We start from the raw sequence: 15,370 nt of genomic DNA on the forward strand, positions 1-15,370 counted from the left end.
GGAAGCAAAGCACGCGCAGCGCGTCAAGGAACACAAGATGCGTAGCGACGCCGGGCTATTGAAGCCGGCCCCGGGTGCCATGCTCCCGCCCGATCCGCCCGCTGATAATACTGACCAATAGCCCGCAGATGCGGGCTTTCTTACGACCATGAAACTACTCGACATCCTCACCAGCGCATGGGCCATCCAGCCGGACAAGCTGCAGGAGATCCAGGCAATCTATGCCGCGCATTTCCGCGGCGAGAAGATCGACATCGAGGCGATCGAGGCCCGGCTCAACCGGCCCCTCGCCAACGAGCAGCAGGAATATGAACTGCGCGAAGGTGGCGTCGCGGTGCTGGCCATCGACGGCGTCATCGCGCCGAAGGCGAATCTGTTTACGCGCGTCAGCGGCGGCGCCTCGGCGCAGCTGATGACCAAGCAGATCGAGTCGGCCATCGCCGACCCCCGTGTGCGGTCGATGGTACTGGCGATCGATTCGCCCGGCGGCAGTGTATTCGGTACGCCTGAACTGGCGGCGGCGATCCATGAACTGTCCGCCAGGAAGCCGATCGTTGCCGTCAGCGAGGGCACCTTGGCCAGCGCCGCGTACTGGTTCGGCTCGGCAGCCAATGCGGTGTTTGTCAGCGGGCCGACTGTGCAGGTAGGCAGTATCGGTGTCGTGGCGACCCACGACTACAGCCCGCGTGCACCAGGTGCCATCACGACCGAGATCACGGCTGGCCGCTATAAACGCATGGCCAGCGGCTCCGCTCCCCTGACGGAAGAGGGAAAAGCCTACATGCAGGCGCAGGTAGATCACCTTTACTCGGTCTTCGTGGACGCCGTCGCGACGCATCGGGGCGTCACGGCGGACGAAGTACTCGAACACATGGCCGATGGCCGCGTGTTCATCGGCCAGCAGGCCATCGATGCAGGCCTGGTGGATGGTGTTTCCACGGTCGATGCGACGGTGGAGAAGCTGGCCAGCAACCCTTCCCAGTTTGCGAAGCGGAGCAAAGCCGTCTTCGCGCTGGGCGGGATCCCTGTGGCCGGCGCCGTTGATGCACCGGTCCACGACCCATCTCAAACCGTGATCAGCGCCGGTGATGCGCCGAACCACAACGACACTGAAAAGGAAATTTCCATGCCAGATCCAACCATTTCGCGTGAGTCTCTGGAGCGCGACCACACTGCGCTGTTCGCGCAGCTGCGCACCGAGTTCATCCAGGCGGGCGCAACTGCCGAGCGCGAGCGCATCCTCGGCATCGAGGCCCATGCGATGCCAGGCCATGAAACGCTGATCGCAGCACTGAAGGCCGATGGCAAGACCAACCCCGACCAGGCTGCGGCCCAGGTGCTGGCAGCCGAAAAGGGCAAGCTGAAAGCGACCGCCGCCGCGCTGGCCGCAGATGCGCCGGCACCGGTTCCCGCCGCAAACGAAGCAGCCCCGGCGGCGAAGCCTCAGGCGAACGATATCGCGACTCGCACGAGCGCCATCGTCACGGAAGCCAAGGCGGCAGGCCGCGACATCAGCTATGCGGTTGCCGCAGGCCAGGCTGCGCGCGAGCTGGCCATCAAGTAAGTCGAGCCACTGTTCACAACTTAAGGATCAATCATCATGCGAATCGCAGGACTCATCGTCAACTACGTGGCCGAAGGCGCCCTGGCCAAGAACCGAATCGTCTGCTTCGGCGCCACGGACGGTTTCGTCAAACAGGCCAGCACCGTCAACGACGCCATGATCGGCGTCACCGAAGGCTTCGCTTACGCCGCCGGCGAGCGCGTCGACATCGTGCGCACCAACCTGGCTGATGTCGAATACGGCGGCATTGTCACGCGCGGCCAACCGCTGACTGCCGACGCCCAGGGCCGCGCAGTGGCCGCTGCCCCGGCCGCCGGCACCAACAACCGCATCATCGGCTACGCCGAAGTGTCCGGCGTCGCAGGCGATATCGGCAGCGTTCTGCTCGGCGCGGAACTGATCCAGGGCTGATCGCTCCTGGCCCCGTAACCGAATCAACCATTTAACCCTTCAGGAGCAAGATATGAGTGCAGCAGCACCGTTTCCCATTAATCCAGCAGTCATCCAGGCGATCGTCATCGCTTACCGCAATGCGAAGATGATCGCCGACGGCGTCATGCCGCGCGTGCCTGTGGGCACGCAAGACTTCAAGTACATGCGCCAGAACATGGCAGACCAGTTCAGCGTGCAAGAGACGCGCGTGGGCCGCAAGAGCGCCCCGAACCAGGTGGAAAGCACCGGCGACCTGGTGCCGGCAACCGTCTTCGAGTATGGCCTGGACGAGATCGTTCCTGTGAACGACGTCAGGAACGCGGCGCCCGGCGTCGATCCGGTGGCCAATGCCGCCGAATTCGTCATGAAGCTGGTGACGCTCGACCGTGAGGTACGTGTCGCCGGCGCCGTGTTCAATCCGGCTAACCACGCTAACAAGACCACGCTGGGCGGCACCGCGCAGTGGTCCGACTATGCAAACTCCGACCCGGTCAGCGCCATCATGAATGCGCTGGACCAGCCGGTGATGCGTCCGAACGTGATGACGATCGGTCGCGCGGCATGGACCAAGCTGATCCTGCACCCGAAGGTCATTGACTATGTCAATGGCAAGGGCGGCACCAGTGGCGGCGTCACCCGTCAGCAGCTGGCTGACGCGCTGGAGCTGGAAGAGATCCTGGTCGGCGAGGCATTCGTTAACACCGCAAAGAAGGGCCAGGTGGCATCCTACCAACGCGCATGGGGCAAGCACTGCGCGTTGACCTACCGCGAAGTGCCAACGGACGCACAGCGTGCGACGACCTGGGGCTTTACCGCCGAATGGGGCGATCGCGTTTCCGATACCCAGTACGGCAAGGACTTCGGCGGCCTGGAAGGTGGCTATAAGACCCGCGCCGGTGAACGCGTGAACGAAGTCATTAGCGCACCGGACCTGTCCTACTTCTTCCAAAACGCCATCGCTTAACGTTGGTGTGCAGACGTCTGCACACCGCGTAGCGAGTAAGCGGTCTTTACAAACCCGAGAGCCTGCCATTTGGTGGGCTCTTCTCTTTTCAAGGAATGCCATGAAATTCAAAATCAATTGGAATCTGGATACGGGCGTCAAGCAGTACGAGGCAGGCGACACGGTCGATATGAAGGAAGCCGATGCAGCGCAGCTGGTCGCGTCTGGCGTGCTGACCCCGGCCGGCAAAGTCGCCGAACCAGCCGCCGACGGTGCTGCCGGCACCGGCAACGAATAAGCGGGAGGCGCATGTTTGCCGAGGATATGTCGGTCTTCTTCAACGTCAACGAACATGCGGATGAGGCCACCAGGCTGATGCCAGACGGATCGGTGCAGAAAGCGGCGGTGATCTTCGACCGGCCCGATGCACTCTTTGTCGGCGATATGGTGCAGGCCGCCAACGTGGAAATTCTGTATCCGCTTGGCTCGCTGGATGGTCTCGACCACGGCGACAGGTTGACCATCAACGCGCAGAGCTGGAAGGTGACGTCGCTCCCTGAGCGGACCGATGATGGCCGGATGATGAGGGCCCAGCTCAAGGAGGTGAATGCATGAGCACGCAGCGCAAGTTGATCCGTCACGCCGTGCGGGATGTGCTCAACGCCACGCCGTCACTCGCTGGGCGCGTCAAAGCGTCGCGCATGTATCCGGTCGCTGCGAAGAATTGCCCGGTAGTGCTGGTGTACACCGAACGCGACCCGGCAACAAAGAGCAACGACTTTCTGCAAAAGCGTGAGCTCCAGCTGAAGATCGTCGTCATCGTGCAGGCAGACGTCGATGCCGATGACGCGCTCGACGACTTGTGTGAAGCGATCGAGGCGCAGATCGAAGCGCAGATGAACGGTAGCGCGGGGCCAGTCGGTCAGCTCGCCAGCCTGGCGGATGGCGCTCAGTACGTCGATACCGTCTTGACCTACCAGGGGGAGGACGGGCGCGCCGACTTTGCACACGCGGAAATGCAGTTCACGATTTCCTATTACCACGAGCCGTCCCAAGCCTTCGACAACCTGGGGCAAGTCAACGTGCAGATCGACATGGCGAACCCCCGCAACGACCCGCCGGATCCGCACACGCCCGACGGCCAGGTCGATGCCCGTGCGGCCATCGTTTTGCCCGCCGGCCCATAACAAGAAAGGAATCCTGAATGAGAGTTATCAATATTGTGCCGGTGGAAGGCCGGCTGGTACGCGACCCGGCAACCGGGCGCGAAATCGAAGGCCCGACGCCGGTGAACGGTGACGACGGGTTCTGGATCCGCCGCATCGCCGATGGCGACGTGGCGGAGGCGATTGAGTCCGCTGAATCGCAGCCTGCCAAGAAGGGAGCGAAAGCATGACTGTCAGCTTCAACCAAATCCCAGTCAATCTGCTGACCCCGGGCCAGTATGTCGAATTCGACAACTCGAAGGCGAATAAAGGACTGGCCGTGATGCCTAACCGCATCCTGGTGATCGCCCAAAAGCTCGCAGGCGGCAGCGCGGCGGCAGACGTACCGTTCTTGGCAACCCGTCTGGCGGACGTTCGCACCGCCTGCGGTCGCGGATCGCACGCTGCGTTGATGTTCGAGGCGTCGCAAGGCGTGACCGACACGGTCGAAATCACGATCATCCCGCTCGCTGACAACGGTGCCGGTGTCGCGGCGACCGGCTCGATCGCGATCACAGGCGCCCCGACGGAAGCCGGCGTGTTGAACCTGTATATCAGTGGTGTCCTGGTCCAGGTGGCGATTGCCGTCACCGACACCCCGACCACGATTGCGACGGCCCTGGCTGCGGCAGTCAACGCCAATGCTGATCTGCCAGTGACCGCGGGGTCCGCAGCTGGCAATGTCACCCTGACTGCCCGCAACAAGGGCACGCTGGGTAACGACGTTGACCTGCGACTGAACTACTTCGCTCAATCGCAGAAGACACCGGCGGGGCTGAACGTCGCGATCACGGCCATGGCCGGCGGCGCCGGCGACCCGTCGATTGCCACGGCGCTCGCGAACCTGGGCGAAACGCAGTACAACACGATCCTGATCGGCCTGTCCGATAGCGCCTCCCTGCAGTTACTGGAGACCGAGCTGACCTCGCGCTGGGGGCCGCTGAAACAGAACGACGGGCGCGCGCATACCGCCGTGCGCGGCACGGTGGGCACCCTGAACACCTGGGCGAACTCCCGCAATAGCGAGCATGTCGTCGCCTGGTCGGTGGAGCAGGGCGGCTCGCCGATGCCGGTATGGAAGCATGCAGCGGTTTGGGGGACGATCTGCGCGTTTTACCTGGGCGGCATTGATCCGGCGCGCCCCGTGCAGACGCTGGTGGGCCCGGGCCTGCTGCCGGCGACGCAAGAGAAGCGTTTTACCAGGGCGGAGCGCAACAACTTGCTCAGCTACGGTTTGGCGACCTACATCGCCGATACCGGCGGCAACTTGATGGTCGAGCGCGCGGTCACGACCTATGTGCAGAACAGCGGCGGTTTCGTCGATCCCAGCTACCGCGATGCGGAGACGATGTACACGCTGTCTTACCTGCGTTACAGCGTGCGCTCGCGCATTGCGCAGAAGTTCGCACGCTACAAGCTGGCGAACGACGGCACCAACTTCGCGCCTGGCCAAGCGATTGTCACGCCGCGCACTATTCGCGGGGAGCTGATCGCACTGTTCCGTGACTGGGAGGATGCCGGCCTGGTCGAAAACTTCGACCAGTTCAAGGCCGACCTGATCGTCGAACGCAGTCAGACCGATGCGAATCGCATCGACGTGCTGCTCCCGCCGGACCTGATCAACCAGTTCCGCGTCTTCGCGGCAAAGCTGGAATTCCGGCTGTAATCAATTCACTGGGCCAGTCTAGCGCTGGCCCATTCTATGTAAGGAAAAATCATGGCAGACAAGAAGTTCACTGGCACGGCGTATATCAGCCTCAATGGCCGCCGTGTCGGCACCGTACCCGGCAGCGGCAAACTCAGCCCAGGCGGTGTAGTACGCACCCCGCTGGCGATCGACGGCGGCGTGACCGGCTATACCGAGAAACCGCAGCATGCCGAGATCGAGTGCGAGATCGCCATGAGCGGCGATGTCGACATCATGGAGATCAACAATGCCACCGACATGACGATCATGTTCGAGACGGATAGCGGCCAGGCGTACGTTGTTCGCAGTGCGGCTGTGGCCGAACCGGTAAAGCACGAAGCCGAGAAAACTGCGGCCAAGTTCTTCGGCTCGAAAGCGGAGGCTGCGTAAATGGAAACCACCAACAACAACGCTGCGAACATCGTTCGTCAACAGACCGGGCAAGTCGTTCCGTTTGAGCTGAGCTACCCGGTCACGCTCAAGGACGGAACGACCCTCCAGGTGTTGCATCTGCGCCGTCCTCTCGGTCGCGAGATGCGCAACATCGAGGTCACCGGCCGCAAGCCGTATGACCTGACGCTGCAGATCATTGAAGCGACGTGCGGGCTCACCCGTACAGAAGTGGATTCGATCGATGGCGGCGACGTTACCGCCATGATGGAGGTCGTGTTGCCTTTTTTGGAAAATGGCACTGGCGGGAAGCGGTAAAACTGATCGCCTGGACGTTCCGCTGGACGCCTGACGCGATCTTGAATCTCGACACGGCGGATCTGGACTTCTGGGCGGACATCGCCCAGGAGAAATACGAGGCGCAGAGAAAGGCGTCGTCCTGAAGAAAGGTGTGAGACATGACAAACCGTGCCGAGATCGTCATTACCGCACTGGATAAGGCCAGTGCGGTGATCAACCGGATTGCCGATCGCATGGATGCGCTCGGGAACAAGAGCAACATCGGCAAATCGTGGGATCGCCTGCAGGAGACTGCCGGCTTTGAAAAGGTCAGCGGCGCGCTGTCGAAGATCGGCGGAAATCTGAAAGCCATTGCAGGGTTCGGCAGTGTCGCCGCCGGCGCTATTGCCGGCGTCTTTTCGACGGCGGTGAACGCCGTCGATGACTTCGGCGATTCGATGGCCAACGCCGGCATCAAGGGCAAGCAGCTGGTCGAGATCAGTGCCTTGCGGGACTACCTCGGGCAGTTTGGTGTTTCGGCTGAGGATTCGTCTGCCGCGATGCTGAAGCTGACCGGCAATATGAGCTCGGCGGCTGCCGGCAACAAGGAAGTGCAGGCGGCGTTTGCCGCGACAGGCATTTCGATGGCGGACTTGAAGTCCAAGACGCCAGTCGATGTGCTCATGAAAATGATGGACGTCTTCAGCCAGAGCGACAAATCTGGCGCCAAGCTGAAGGTACTTCAGGCGCTCGCCGGCAAGAGTTCGGTCAAGATGGCCGAAGGTTTGAGCCAGGGCGTTGAGAAGTTTGAAGAATACAAGCAGCAGGCTAAGGCGGCTCTGCTGACCGAGAAGGATTTCGAGGATGCGGGCAATGCTGCCGACAGTATGACGCGCATCACTGGCCTGATCGGGCGCGCTGGGCAGAAGATGGCGGCGGTAGCTGCTCCTAAAGTGCAGGCGTTCCTCGATCGGCGTGAGGCAGGTCTGCTGGAGCTGATTCCGAAGCTGGTCGACTGGATGGACCGCTTTGTCGATTCCCTTGACGAGGATAAGGTCATGGGCTTCTTTGACGATGTCGGCGACGTCGTGTCCGGTGTCGCGTCGGCATTCCGCTGGTTAAGCGATAACACGAGCGCGACAACGCGCGTAGTGATGCTGCTAGGCGTGGTGTTTGCGCCGACGATTGCTGCGTTGTTCTCAATCGGGACAGTAGCGCTGCCGCTGGTGATTGCCGGCATGAAAGCGCTCGGCGCCGCCGCGCTGGCGAATCCCGTTGTGCTCGTCATTGCGGCGATCGCCGCCGGCGTGTACCTGATCTACAAGAACTGGGACGGTATCGCCGACTATTTCAGCGGCGTATGGGGCCGGATCAAAGCAGTCTTTGAAGTCAACTTCTTTGACGGACTGATTCAGCTATACCTCGAATCCTGGCAAGCACTTGGCAACGGGATTATTGGTGTCATCAAAAACATCCCTCTGATCCGGGACCTGGACATCGTCAAGAACATGTCACAGCTCGACTTCGCCACGAAGCGGGCGGCGGCAGTCACGGCGAGGGCGGCGGTCCCCTCAGTGGCCGCAACCGGCGCTGCCAGGATGGCGCCGGCTGCAACTGCCTCGAAGCGGGTCGAGGCGTTCGCCAGTCCGGTCGCAGAGTCGGCGGCCAAAGCAAACCGCGCCGCCATGGTCTCGCAGCTGGACGTCGCAGCGAAGCAGGCTGAGGCGATGACGGGAGTGACGGCGGTGCGCGCCAACGCGCCGGGCAGCATGCCAGGCATGGCTAATGGGCCAGCTCAGGGCAACGGCGCCGGGCAGTCGGCGAGCCAGGCAATCAAAGGTGGCGGCGGGAAGACCGAGGTCGGTGGCCGCATCCAGCTCGAGATCCTTGGAGCGCCGACGAAAGTGCGGCAGTTGTCGAGCACCAATAGCGCGGTGCCAATTGAGGTTTCCGCTGGATTGTATGGCGTGGGCGCCTAGCTCCCGCTTCTTGCAGTTTCCACTGTTTGTCTTTTTTGTGTGGTTCCTTATGACTTGGCGTGACAAATTACAGCCCGCATCGTTCCGTGGTGTCCCATTCGCGGTGATATCGGGAAGCTTGACGGCTGGCCGGCGCCTCGCGCGCCATGAATACCCGCAACGTAACCTCCCGTATCTGGAGGACATGGGACGGCGCGCGCGCGAATACAAGGTCGAGGCATACGTCATCGGCCCGGACTACATGTCGGGCCGTGATCAGTTGCTCGCGGCGATCGAGGAGGAAGGCCCAGGGCAACTGGTGCATCGTTACTACGGCACCAAAATGGTGGCCGTGGCCGAGTGCGAGTTGACGGAGTCGACTGAGTTTGGCGGCATGGCGCGATTCACGTTGCAGTTCGTCGAGGCAGGCGAACAGGCTGAACCCACTGTCGGCATCGACTCGGGCGCCGAGCTGCTGCAGGTTCAAGACGTCGCTTACAGCGCGATCATGGATGACTTTACGCAGCAATTTTCGGTCGACGCTCTGCCAAGCTGGGGCGTCGGCGACATCCTTTCATCCCTCATTGCATTTCTGGAGCTTGATGACTTCCGGGGGGAATGCTGCACAGGCTGCTGCGGTGACGTCCAGGCTTGGCTCTCTGGTATTAGCCCCCCAGGATCTCGCGTCAGAGGTTACAGGCCTGGTGCGTTCAGTCGATCGCACGACGAGCATCCTGACGCAGCCATACGTCGCCGCGAGCGCGGGTGGTGGGACCATCCAGGGCCCATCCGTGCGAAGTGTGGTGCAGCGACAGCAGGCCGTGACGACTTCGTTGGTCAAGCGCGCGGCCTTGGTTCGGTACGCCGGCCTCGCTTCCGGCGCCGACCTGTCGACCTCTGTCGACGTGCAGCAGGTGCGGGCCGATATTCTTAGGGTGTTCGATGAGCACGATTACGCGTCGGGGGCGCCGCGCCCATCTGTGACGGTTGCCACCGCTCTCAAGGCTGTTCGCACAGCGGCGCTGGTGCACCTGTCCAGACAGAGCGCCGCGCTGCCACGCACGTACTCCATGCAGTTGCTTGAACCGCAGCCGGCGCTGGTCTTGTCGTATGCACTGTACGGTGATCTGCGCAATGGCGACATCGTCAGGCGCAATGCCCTTCGGCACCCCGGCTTTCTACCAGCCGGCGTGCCGCTTCAACTTGCGGCGGAATGATGAACGATCGAGACAAATTGACACTCCATGTGGGCGGTCGGATTTATGGCGGCTGGAAGAGCGTGAATGTTCGCCACGGCATCGAGCAGATTGCCGGAACTTTCGATATCAGCCTGACGGAACGCTGGCCCAACCAGCAGACCGCGTGGGCAATTCCGCCTGGAGAATTCTGCGAGGTCAGGATCGGTGCGCATGTGGTCATTAGCGGCTACGTCGATTCAGTCAACGTGTCCTACGACGCGAACGATCATCGGATCCAGATCAAGGGGCGGGACCGCACCGGCGACCTGGTGGACTGCTCCGCTCCGAGCCAGGCCTATTCTGGTCTGACGTTCAAGCAGATCGCCGACCGGCTCTGTGCTCCCTTCGGCATTAAGGTCCATGACGAGACGACCAGCGCGAAGAAGCTGACCGTCCAGCAAAAGAAGATCGGGAAGACGGGAACGCCACCTAATTCGCCGCGTGTGGAAGGATGCCTGCCTAAGTGCGCATGCCAGAACGGTGAGACGGTATTCAGGGCGTTGGAACGGATCGCTCGCAATGAAGCGGTGCTGCTCGTTTCCGATCACGAGGGCGGTCTGTTGCTGACACGGGCAGGGCGGGCAGGGCGCATCGCAGTGCCGCTCGAGCTCGGCAAAGAACGTGCTGTCGGCAAACCTTGATGTGTCGCATGCAAACCTATTCTCAGAGATCACGGTCAAGGGGCAGGCGAGCGCGCAGGACGTTGACGATGTCGGCAAGTTCGAGTCGGTCATTTCCAGCAAGACGACAGTCAAGCGTGCGGCCCGGCGGTACGAAGACTGGCAGCAGCCAGATCGCCCGGTACCGCCCGCTGATCGTGGTCTGCGAGTCGCAGGCCGACGCGGCGCGCATCCGCCAGCGCGCCGAGTGGGAGGTTGGCAACCGGGAAGCGAAGTCACGCAAATATGTCGCCACCGTGCAGGGCTGGTATCCAGATCCGAAGGTCGATGACATCTGGCGCATCAACAGCATGGTGCGGGGTGATTGATCGCCTCAGTCGCATCGATGAGGAATGGCTCGTGGCGGCGATCACGTTCAAGCTCGACGAAGGCGGCAACGACGGCTGAAATCGAGCTGACCAGCCCAAAAGCGTTTGAGCAGTTGCCGGAGATTCCTGAACCGAAGCCAGGGCGCCAAGGATGCCGGCGGAAAATTTGAGTAGGGTGTGATGCTTGAAGCAATTGAAAAAATGACGGCAGCGGCGCGCGGCAGGGCGGCGCTGATGATAGGGCGCTGCATCCTACGGGCGATCGGCGACAACAGACCGGTGCAGCTGGTGCAGGCGCAGTTGCTTGCCGAAGAGGTGCATGACGACGTCGAACGCATCCAGGAATACGGGCTTCACCAGCGTGCCGAAGCCCGGTGCCGAAGGTGTCGTCGTGTTCGTCGGTGGCAATCGCGATCACGGTCTCGTGATCGCAGTTGAAGACCGGCGTTTCCGACTCAAGGGACTGGCGTCGGGCGAAGTAGCGATCTACGACGACCAGGGGCAGAAAGTCCATCTCACGCGCGCCGCGTATCGTGATCGATGGCGCTGGAAAGGATGTGACGATCCAGAATGCTCCGGTCGTGCACGTTCCGCAAGACCTGGTTGTCGGGCGCGACATCATCGCGCAGCGCGACGTCATCGACCACGGCAACAAGTCCATGGCCGGCATGCGGCAGACCTATAACGCGCACCGCGGCCACAACTTGCCCGGCTCGCTGCCAGAACAGGGAATGTAAATGGATATCCAGACTTTTTGGGACGCTGCCGGCGTGCGAGGCGACTGGCGCCTGGCTGCTGGGGGCCAGCTATCGGCTGGCCAGGACCTGAAGTCCGCCGCTTTGATTTCGTTGTTCACCTGGCGTAGGGCCCCGCGTCGACGACACGCTGCCGGATGAGGTTGGTGGACGTAAGGGCTGGTGGGGCGACGCAGTGACGCGCCGGCCCATCGGATCCAGGCTTTGGTTTGCTGCAGCGTGAGAAGCAGACCCGGCTCGTGGTCCAGCGTGCGAAAGAGTACGCGGACGAGGCTCTGGCCTGGTTGGTGGAAGACAAGGTGTGCACGCGCGTTGAAGTGATCACGGAGATTTCGGCCCCCGGGGTTCTTGGAATCCAATGCATCTTCATTCGAGAGCGCAAGCCGAACTTGAAATTCCAGTTCGACTTTGCCTGGAACAATCTGCAACTTGTAAATACCTGACATGCCATATTCCAGACCAGAACTTATTGAACTTCGCGACACGGCCTACGCCGACATCGAGCGCATCCCAGGCGCCGAACGCCAGGCTGGCGTTCGGCAACTAGAATGTGCTGGCGCATGTCCTGGCCGGTGCAACCGATGGCCTCTACGGTTATGTCGAATGGTTGAGCCGTCAGGTGTTGCCAGATTCAGCCGAGGAGGAATACCTGGAGCGGCACGCCTCCATTTGGCTCGAAGATGGCCGCAAGCCCGCCAAAGCGTCGTCAGGCGGGGTGATCGTCGAAGGCCCTGTCGGTGTCACGGTGCCAATCGGCACGCAATTCGTGCGCAGCGACGGAGTGCAATTTGCGGCCACGAACGAAGTGACGCTTGCCGCATTGACCGCGACCGTGCATATCCAGGGCCATGACGGCCGGCGCGGTGACGAACACTGCTGCTGGAACCAAGCTGACGCTCGTGTCCCCGATCGCCGGCCTATCGAGTCAGGCGACGGTTGATCCTGCTGGACTGGTCGATGGCTCCGATATCGAGAAGGATGCCCAGGCTGCGCGGCCGAGTCCTGCAGCGCATTCAGGAACCGCCGCAAGGGGGGAGCAGTTCAGATTACGTGAAGTGGGCAAAAGAGGTGCCGGGCGTTACGCGGGCATGGGTGTCGCCGCTTGAGATGGGTGCGGGCACGGTCACGCTGCGATTTGTGCGCGATGCAGACGCTTCGCCAATTCCTGACCCGGCAGAGATCAAGCGTGGTGCAGGCGTATATCGATGCCCGTCGCCCGGTCACGGCGGAGTTGTACGTAGTCGCCCCCGTCGCTGCGCCGGTTCCTTTTCAGATTCAGCTCACACCTGGTTCTGCCAGCGTGAAAGCGGCAGTCGAAGCCGAGCTGCGTGACCTGATTTTGCGCGAGTCGGCGCCGGGCCGGGACACTCCATGATCAGCCATATCCGTGAGGCGATCAGCATCGCTACAGGTGAAGAGGATCACGTCCTCGTGGCACCAGCAGCCAACGTGGTGCATGCGGTTGGCCAAATGGCGACGTTCGGAGGCATCACGTGGATTTGACCAAGGAGGATTATCAGCGGCAGTTGCTACAGCTACTACCGGAGGGGCCAGTTTGGCCACGTGACCAGGATACCTTCATGGCAAAGGTGCTTGGCGCTGCAGCCGAGAGCTTCGCTCGCGTTGACAACGGTGCGACAGCGTTGGTCCGGGAATTCGCCCCCCGCGAAGCCAGCCAGTTGTTGGATGACTGGGAGCGCAACGTAGGCCTTCCGGGACGAATGCCTGGCGCCGGCGACGAACGTTGCGGAGCGAAGGCGGCGGGTGCATCAAAAGTTAGCCAGGCAGGGCGGTCAGTCGACCGCCTTTTTTATTTCCCTGATGGCGTCGATGGGCTACCCAGGTTGCACGATCACCGAGTTCCACCCGTTTCGCGCAGGCAGCAAATGCAGCGCTGGCTTGAACCAGGGCGGTTGGCGCTACGCCTGGCGGGTCAATGTGCCGGTGGCGGTCAATGTGAAGTTTTTGAACGTGAACGCGCGCGCGAACGAGCCGCTCGCATCGTGGGGCGACGCTGGTCTTGCCTGCCTGCTGGCGAAGTACAAGCCTGCTCACTCAATTATCTATATTTCTTATGGAGGGGCCGCATGAAGCGGATTTCAACGGCGACCAAATCGGTCGATAAATTTGGTGCGGGTAAGCACGGTTTTACAAACGGCAATGCCGTTGCAGGCATTCCTGCGACGGACCTGGAGGATAGCTGGTTCGATAGCGTCCAGGAGGAGTTGTGCGCGATCATCGAAGCGGCGGGTCTCGCTTTGGATGGAAGCAACCGCGCCCAGTTGCTTGCTGCGCTGCGTGCGGCAGGGGTCTTTCAAACGGCTGTGCTTGGCGATCGTACGACCAAGCCCGCCACTTGCGCCTTTGTGCAGCAGGAGATGGGAGGCTTCTCCAACTATTCCAGTATCGCCGCATCGCGCTCCTTGACATCTGCGGATATTGGGCAAGCCCTTTGGTTCAGCGCAGCAGGGTTCACGCTGACTCTGCCAACACCAGCTAGCCTTGGCATTCCACTTGGGAAAGCCGTGACCGTCTTTGGGAATGGCTACACAGGATCGATCGTTGCTGGAAATGGGGCAGCCATTAACTTTACTTCGGTGAATGACGGCGCGATGTCTATTAAGCCCGGCCAGTCAGCAACGTTTGTCGCTGTTTCGACGACGACCTGGCAAGTCATCAGCGCAACCGCTGCAATGTCGAAGAATGCCGACTTTGCCGCTTCCCTGGCCGTTAGTGGATACCAGAAGCTGCCCAGCGGCCTGATTATTCAGTGGGGGCAGGTGACATCTGTCGCTAATACGCAGGTGTCGTTCAACTACCCAATCGCATTTCCCACGACGGCCTTTGCGCTCACGTGTTCAGTATTCAACAGTAGCGCGGGATTCGTTGGGGCAATGGGCCAGGCGGTTGGCGCGACATCTGGAAATGTTCTGGCCCAAGCCAGCGGCGTGCTGATTCAGTGGATCGCACTCGGATACTAAGGACTAATCAATATGAAGATACGTTTTTCCCCCAGCACTGGTGCGTTTTATCCACTGGATATCGACTATGGCGACAAGCTTCCCATCGACGTGATCGAAGTCCTGCAGGAAGACTACGATGCCGCCATGGCACGCCCTGTTGGCCATTCGTTCGCGTTCGTCAACGGAAAACTGGTGATTACTGCGCCGTCGCCGCTGCCATTCGCGGACGCGGCCTCGGCATACATGACCGAAGTGCGCGAAACACGCGAAGCCATCCTGAACCGCCTGGCTGGCATCGGCATGGCGGCGGTAATTGCCGGAGACATGAGTTCCGCCAACGCGATCGCCCTGGCACGCCAATCGCTGCTCGATCTCCCGAGCTGCCCGTTAGTCTCGTCTGCCATGAACACCAAGAGCCTGGCGAAGCTCGAGGAAGCGGTGAAAGTTCGCTACAAGGAAATCGTCGCTGCAGTACCGCTCGCCGTCCGTACCGCTTTCAATCAGGTGTCCCAATGAGCGCGCTCCTGTCCTTGCTGTGGTACTTCCCGCATGTAGTGGCCTTCGCCCTGGGCTTCCTCGTCCTGGCCGTGGCCTCGTTCTACCTGCTGTGGATTCTGTACTTGGCCGTGATGAACCTGCAGCGCGCCCGAGACAACGGCACGATCACACCCGCCGCATACCGCCTTGGCCTGCCGCTGTTGTACGTCGGCCTTCTGGTGGATTGCCTGGTCAACGTGATTCCCGTATCCGCACTGTTCCTTGAGCTACCGCGCGAGTTCCTGGTTACACAACGGCTGACGCGCCACGCGAACGCGGAAGGTGGATGGCGCAAGGGCCTCGCGATCTGGTTTGCAAAGAACCTGCTGGATACCTTCGACCCTAGTGGCCAGCATGTTCGCATCCTGGTCGACCAGCGGCCAGATCGCCGCTGAATCAGTTGGTTGGCTGGGGCGCTGCATGGTGCCCCA

25 protein-coding genes and 3 pseudogenes are annotated in these 15,370 nt (G+C 61.5%); all 28 read left to right on the top strand.

The annotated features are described in order from the left end of the window. Window positions 1-148 precede the first annotated feature (148 nt). The 28 genes and pseudogenes from ACQ4MM_RS13360 (at window position 149) to ACQ4MM_RS13495 (ending at window position 15,334) form a co-directional block, all read left to right on the top strand. On the top strand, window positions 149-1,564 hold the full coding sequence (locus ACQ4MM_RS13360; RefSeq protein WP_431477824.1) for a S49 family peptidase: 1,416 nt from the start codon (window positions 149-151) through the stop codon (window positions 1,562-1,564). Between the two features lie 36 nt (window positions 1,565-1,600). Beyond that, window positions 1,601-1,975 carry a DUF2190 domain-containing protein gene (locus ACQ4MM_RS13365; protein WP_431477825.1) on the top strand — a complete coding sequence of 125 codons (375 nt, stop codon included), beginning with the start codon at window positions 1,601-1,603 and terminating at the stop codon, window positions 1,973-1,975. Between the two features lie 52 nt (window positions 1,976-2,027). After that, on the top strand, window positions 2,028-2,960 hold the full coding sequence (locus ACQ4MM_RS13370; RefSeq protein ID WP_431477826.1) for a hypothetical protein: 933 nt from the start codon (window positions 2,028-2,030) through the stop codon (window positions 2,958-2,960). A gap of 100 nt (window positions 2,961-3,060) precedes the next feature. Continuing rightward, window positions 3,061-3,237: a hypothetical protein gene (locus tag ACQ4MM_RS13375; protein WP_431477827.1), complete on the top strand. Its 177-nt coding sequence runs from the start codon at window positions 3,061-3,063 to the stop codon at window positions 3,235-3,237. 11 nt (window positions 3,238-3,248) lie between these two features. After that, the gene (locus ACQ4MM_RS13380) at window positions 3,249-3,554 is read left to right on the top strand and encodes a head-tail joining protein (RefSeq protein ID WP_431477828.1); all 306 of its coding nucleotides are present in this window, start codon (window positions 3,249-3,251) and stop codon (window positions 3,552-3,554) included. Beyond that, on the top strand, window positions 3,551-4,126 hold the full coding sequence (locus tag ACQ4MM_RS13385) for a hypothetical protein (RefSeq protein ID WP_431477829.1): 576 nt from the start codon (window positions 3,551-3,553) through the stop codon (window positions 4,124-4,126). The genes ACQ4MM_RS13380 and ACQ4MM_RS13385 overlap by 4 nt, the downstream gene beginning before the upstream one ends. Before the next feature lie 17 nt (window positions 4,127-4,143). After that, on the top strand, window positions 4,144-4,335 hold the full coding sequence (locus tag ACQ4MM_RS13390; RefSeq protein WP_431477830.1) for a DUF2635 domain-containing protein: 192 nt from the start codon (window positions 4,144-4,146) through the stop codon (window positions 4,333-4,335). Beyond that, window positions 4,332-5,810, top strand: coding sequence for a phage tail sheath C-terminal domain-containing protein (locus ACQ4MM_RS13395; RefSeq protein ID WP_431477831.1), 1,479 nt, complete (start codon window positions 4,332-4,334; stop codon window positions 5,808-5,810). The genes ACQ4MM_RS13390 and ACQ4MM_RS13395 overlap by 4 nt, the downstream gene beginning before the upstream one ends. A gap of 51 nt (window positions 5,811-5,861) precedes the next feature. Beyond that, window positions 5,862-6,221: a phage tail tube protein gene (locus tag ACQ4MM_RS13400; RefSeq protein WP_431477832.1), complete on the top strand. Its 360-nt coding sequence runs from the start codon at window positions 5,862-5,864 to the stop codon at window positions 6,219-6,221. Continuing rightward, on the top strand, window positions 6,222-6,539 hold the full coding sequence (locus ACQ4MM_RS13405) for a phage tail assembly protein (RefSeq protein ID WP_431477833.1): 318 nt from the start codon (window positions 6,222-6,224) through the stop codon (window positions 6,537-6,539). Between the two features lie 140 nt (window positions 6,540-6,679). Further along, on the top strand, window positions 6,680-8,479 hold the full coding sequence (locus tag ACQ4MM_RS13410; protein WP_431477834.1) for a hypothetical protein: 1,800 nt from the start codon (window positions 6,680-6,682) through the stop codon (window positions 8,477-8,479). A 49-nt stretch (window positions 8,480-8,528) separates the two neighbouring features. Then, on the top strand, window positions 8,529-9,392 hold the full coding sequence (locus ACQ4MM_RS13415) for a DNA circularization protein (RefSeq protein WP_431477940.1): 864 nt from the start codon (window positions 8,529-8,531) through the stop codon (window positions 9,390-9,392). Beyond that, the gene (locus ACQ4MM_RS13420; protein ID WP_431477946.1) at window positions 9,292-9,675 is read left to right on the top strand and encodes a hypothetical protein; all 384 of its coding nucleotides are present in this window, start codon (window positions 9,292-9,294) and stop codon (window positions 9,673-9,675) included. The genes ACQ4MM_RS13415 and ACQ4MM_RS13420 overlap by 101 nt, the downstream gene beginning before the upstream one ends. After that, window positions 9,672-10,337: a phage baseplate assembly protein gene (locus tag ACQ4MM_RS13425; RefSeq protein ID WP_431477835.1), complete on the top strand. Its 666-nt coding sequence runs from the start codon at window positions 9,672-9,674 to the stop codon at window positions 10,335-10,337. The genes ACQ4MM_RS13420 and ACQ4MM_RS13425 overlap by 4 nt, the downstream gene beginning before the upstream one ends. A 116-nt stretch (window positions 10,338-10,453) precedes the next feature. Continuing rightward, the gene (locus tag ACQ4MM_RS13430; RefSeq protein ID WP_431477836.1) at window positions 10,454-10,684 is read left to right on the top strand and encodes a phage baseplate assembly protein; all 231 of its coding nucleotides are present in this window, start codon (window positions 10,454-10,456) and stop codon (window positions 10,682-10,684) included. A gap of 180 nt (window positions 10,685-10,864) precedes the next feature. After that, window positions 10,865-11,122, top strand: a complete 258-nt coding sequence (locus tag ACQ4MM_RS13435) for a phage baseplate assembly protein domain-containing protein (RefSeq protein WP_431477837.1) — start codon at window positions 10,865-10,867, stop codon at window positions 11,120-11,122. Continuing rightward, window positions 11,004-11,369 carry a phage baseplate assembly protein domain-containing protein gene (locus ACQ4MM_RS13440; RefSeq protein WP_431477838.1) on the top strand — a complete coding sequence of 122 codons (366 nt, stop codon included), beginning with the start codon at window positions 11,004-11,006 and terminating at the stop codon, window positions 11,367-11,369. Before ACQ4MM_RS13435 ends, ACQ4MM_RS13440 begins: the two co-directional genes overlap by 119 nt. 200 nt (window positions 11,370-11,569) lie before the next feature. Then, window positions 11,570-11,662 (top strand): hypothetical protein, encoded by a 93-nt coding sequence (locus ACQ4MM_RS13445; protein ID WP_431477941.1) that lies wholly within the window; start codon window positions 11,570-11,572, stop codon window positions 11,660-11,662. Beyond that, the gene (locus tag ACQ4MM_RS13450; protein ID WP_431477839.1) at window positions 11,649-11,882 is read left to right on the top strand and encodes a phage GP46 family protein; all 234 of its coding nucleotides are present in this window, start codon (window positions 11,649-11,651) and stop codon (window positions 11,880-11,882) included. Before ACQ4MM_RS13445 ends, ACQ4MM_RS13450 begins: the two co-directional genes overlap by 14 nt. Before the next feature lie 176 nt (window positions 11,883-12,058). After that, a pseudogene (locus tag ACQ4MM_RS13455) lies at window positions 12,059-12,220 on the top strand (baseplate J/gp47 family protein); the annotation flags it as partial. A gap of 67 nt (window positions 12,221-12,287) precedes the next feature. Then, a pseudogene (locus ACQ4MM_RS13460) lies at window positions 12,288-12,362 on the top strand (hypothetical protein); the annotation flags it as partial. Between the two features lie 55 nt (window positions 12,363-12,417). Continuing rightward, window positions 12,418-12,594 (top strand): annotated as a pseudogene (locus ACQ4MM_RS13465) (baseplate J/gp47 family protein); the annotation flags it as partial. After that, window positions 12,584-12,814, top strand: a complete 231-nt coding sequence (locus ACQ4MM_RS13470; RefSeq protein WP_431477840.1) for a baseplate J/gp47 family protein — start codon at window positions 12,584-12,586, stop codon at window positions 12,812-12,814. The pseudogene ACQ4MM_RS13465 and the gene ACQ4MM_RS13470, both read left to right, overlap by 11 nt. Next, window positions 12,811-12,942 carry a hypothetical protein gene (locus tag ACQ4MM_RS13475; protein ID WP_431477841.1) on the top strand — a complete coding sequence of 44 codons (132 nt, stop codon included), beginning with the start codon at window positions 12,811-12,813 and terminating at the stop codon, window positions 12,940-12,942. The genes ACQ4MM_RS13470 and ACQ4MM_RS13475 overlap by 4 nt, the downstream gene beginning before the upstream one ends. Before the next feature lie 222 nt (window positions 12,943-13,164). Beyond that, the gene (locus tag ACQ4MM_RS13480; protein ID WP_431477942.1) at window positions 13,165-13,530 is read left to right on the top strand and encodes a putative phage tail protein; all 366 of its coding nucleotides are present in this window, start codon (window positions 13,165-13,167) and stop codon (window positions 13,528-13,530) included. Further along, a complete protein-coding gene (locus tag ACQ4MM_RS13485) occupies window positions 13,527-14,420 on the top strand; it encodes a gp53-like domain-containing protein (protein ID WP_431477842.1) in 894 nt (297 codons plus the stop codon). Before ACQ4MM_RS13480 ends, ACQ4MM_RS13485 begins: the two co-directional genes overlap by 4 nt. 12 nt (window positions 14,421-14,432) lie before the next feature. After that, window positions 14,433-14,918, top strand: a complete 486-nt coding sequence (locus ACQ4MM_RS13490) for a hypothetical protein (protein ID WP_431477843.1) — start codon at window positions 14,433-14,435, stop codon at window positions 14,916-14,918. After that, entirely contained in the window at window positions 14,915-15,334 is a 420-nt protein-coding gene (locus ACQ4MM_RS13495; RefSeq protein WP_431477844.1) for a hypothetical protein, read from the top strand. The genes ACQ4MM_RS13490 and ACQ4MM_RS13495 overlap by 4 nt, the downstream gene beginning before the upstream one ends. Window positions 15,335-15,370 lie beyond the last annotated feature (36 nt).

Origin of the sequence: Massilia eburnea, from assembly GCF_050709955.1 — a bacterium.
Lineage (GTDB): Bacteria > Pseudomonadota > Gammaproteobacteria > Burkholderiales > Burkholderiaceae_D > Rugamonas > Rugamonas eburnea_A.

Excerpts from the sequence above, each read along its gene's own strand:
- ACQ4MM_RS13360 (WP_431477824.1), top strand. The coding sequence starts at position 149 with ATGAAACTACTCGACATCCTCACCAGCGCATGGGCCATCCAGCCGGAC.
- ACQ4MM_RS13365 (WP_431477825.1), top strand. The coding sequence starts at position 1,601 with ATGCGAATCGCAGGACTCATCGTCAACTACGTGGCCGAAGGCGCCCTG.
- ACQ4MM_RS13370 (WP_431477826.1), top strand. The coding sequence starts at position 2,028 with ATGAGTGCAGCAGCACCGTTTCCCATTAATCCAGCAGTCATCCAGGCG.
- ACQ4MM_RS13375 (WP_431477827.1), top strand. The coding sequence starts at position 3,061 with ATGAAATTCAAAATCAATTGGAATCTGGATACGGGCGTCAAGCAGTAC.
- ACQ4MM_RS13380 (WP_431477828.1), top strand. The coding sequence starts at position 3,249 with ATGTTTGCCGAGGATATGTCGGTCTTCTTCAACGTCAACGAACATGCG.
- ACQ4MM_RS13385 (WP_431477829.1), top strand. The coding sequence starts at position 3,551 with ATGAGCACGCAGCGCAAGTTGATCCGTCACGCCGTGCGGGATGTGCTC.
- ACQ4MM_RS13390 (WP_431477830.1), top strand. The coding sequence starts at position 4,144 with ATGAGAGTTATCAATATTGTGCCGGTGGAAGGCCGGCTGGTACGCGAC.
- ACQ4MM_RS13395 (WP_431477831.1), top strand. The coding sequence starts at position 4,332 with ATGACTGTCAGCTTCAACCAAATCCCAGTCAATCTGCTGACCCCGGGC.
- ACQ4MM_RS13400 (WP_431477832.1), top strand. The coding sequence starts at position 5,862 with ATGGCAGACAAGAAGTTCACTGGCACGGCGTATATCAGCCTCAATGGC.
- ACQ4MM_RS13405 (WP_431477833.1), top strand. The coding sequence starts at position 6,222 with ATGGAAACCACCAACAACAACGCTGCGAACATCGTTCGTCAACAGACC.
- ACQ4MM_RS13410 (WP_431477834.1), top strand. The coding sequence starts at position 6,680 with ATGACAAACCGTGCCGAGATCGTCATTACCGCACTGGATAAGGCCAGT.
- ACQ4MM_RS13415 (WP_431477940.1), top strand. The coding sequence starts at position 8,529 with ATGACTTGGCGTGACAAATTACAGCCCGCATCGTTCCGTGGTGTCCCA.
- ACQ4MM_RS13425 (WP_431477835.1), top strand. The coding sequence starts at position 9,672 with ATGATGAACGATCGAGACAAATTGACACTCCATGTGGGCGGTCGGATT.
- ACQ4MM_RS13435 (WP_431477837.1), top strand. The coding sequence starts at position 10,865 with ATGCTTGAAGCAATTGAAAAAATGACGGCAGCGGCGCGCGGCAGGGCG.
- ACQ4MM_RS13440 (WP_431477838.1), top strand. The coding sequence starts at position 11,004 with ATGACGACGTCGAACGCATCCAGGAATACGGGCTTCACCAGCGTGCCG.
- ACQ4MM_RS13470 (WP_431477840.1), top strand. The coding sequence starts at position 12,584 with ATGCAGACGCTTCGCCAATTCCTGACCCGGCAGAGATCAAGCGTGGTG.
- ACQ4MM_RS13475 (WP_431477841.1), top strand. The coding sequence starts at position 12,811 with ATGATCAGCCATATCCGTGAGGCGATCAGCATCGCTACAGGTGAAGAG.
- ACQ4MM_RS13485 (WP_431477842.1), top strand. The coding sequence starts at position 13,527 with ATGAAGCGGATTTCAACGGCGACCAAATCGGTCGATAAATTTGGTGCG.
- ACQ4MM_RS13490 (WP_431477843.1), top strand. The coding sequence starts at position 14,433 with ATGAAGATACGTTTTTCCCCCAGCACTGGTGCGTTTTATCCACTGGAT.
- ACQ4MM_RS13495 (WP_431477844.1), top strand. The coding sequence starts at position 14,915 with ATGAGCGCGCTCCTGTCCTTGCTGTGGTACTTCCCGCATGTAGTGGCC.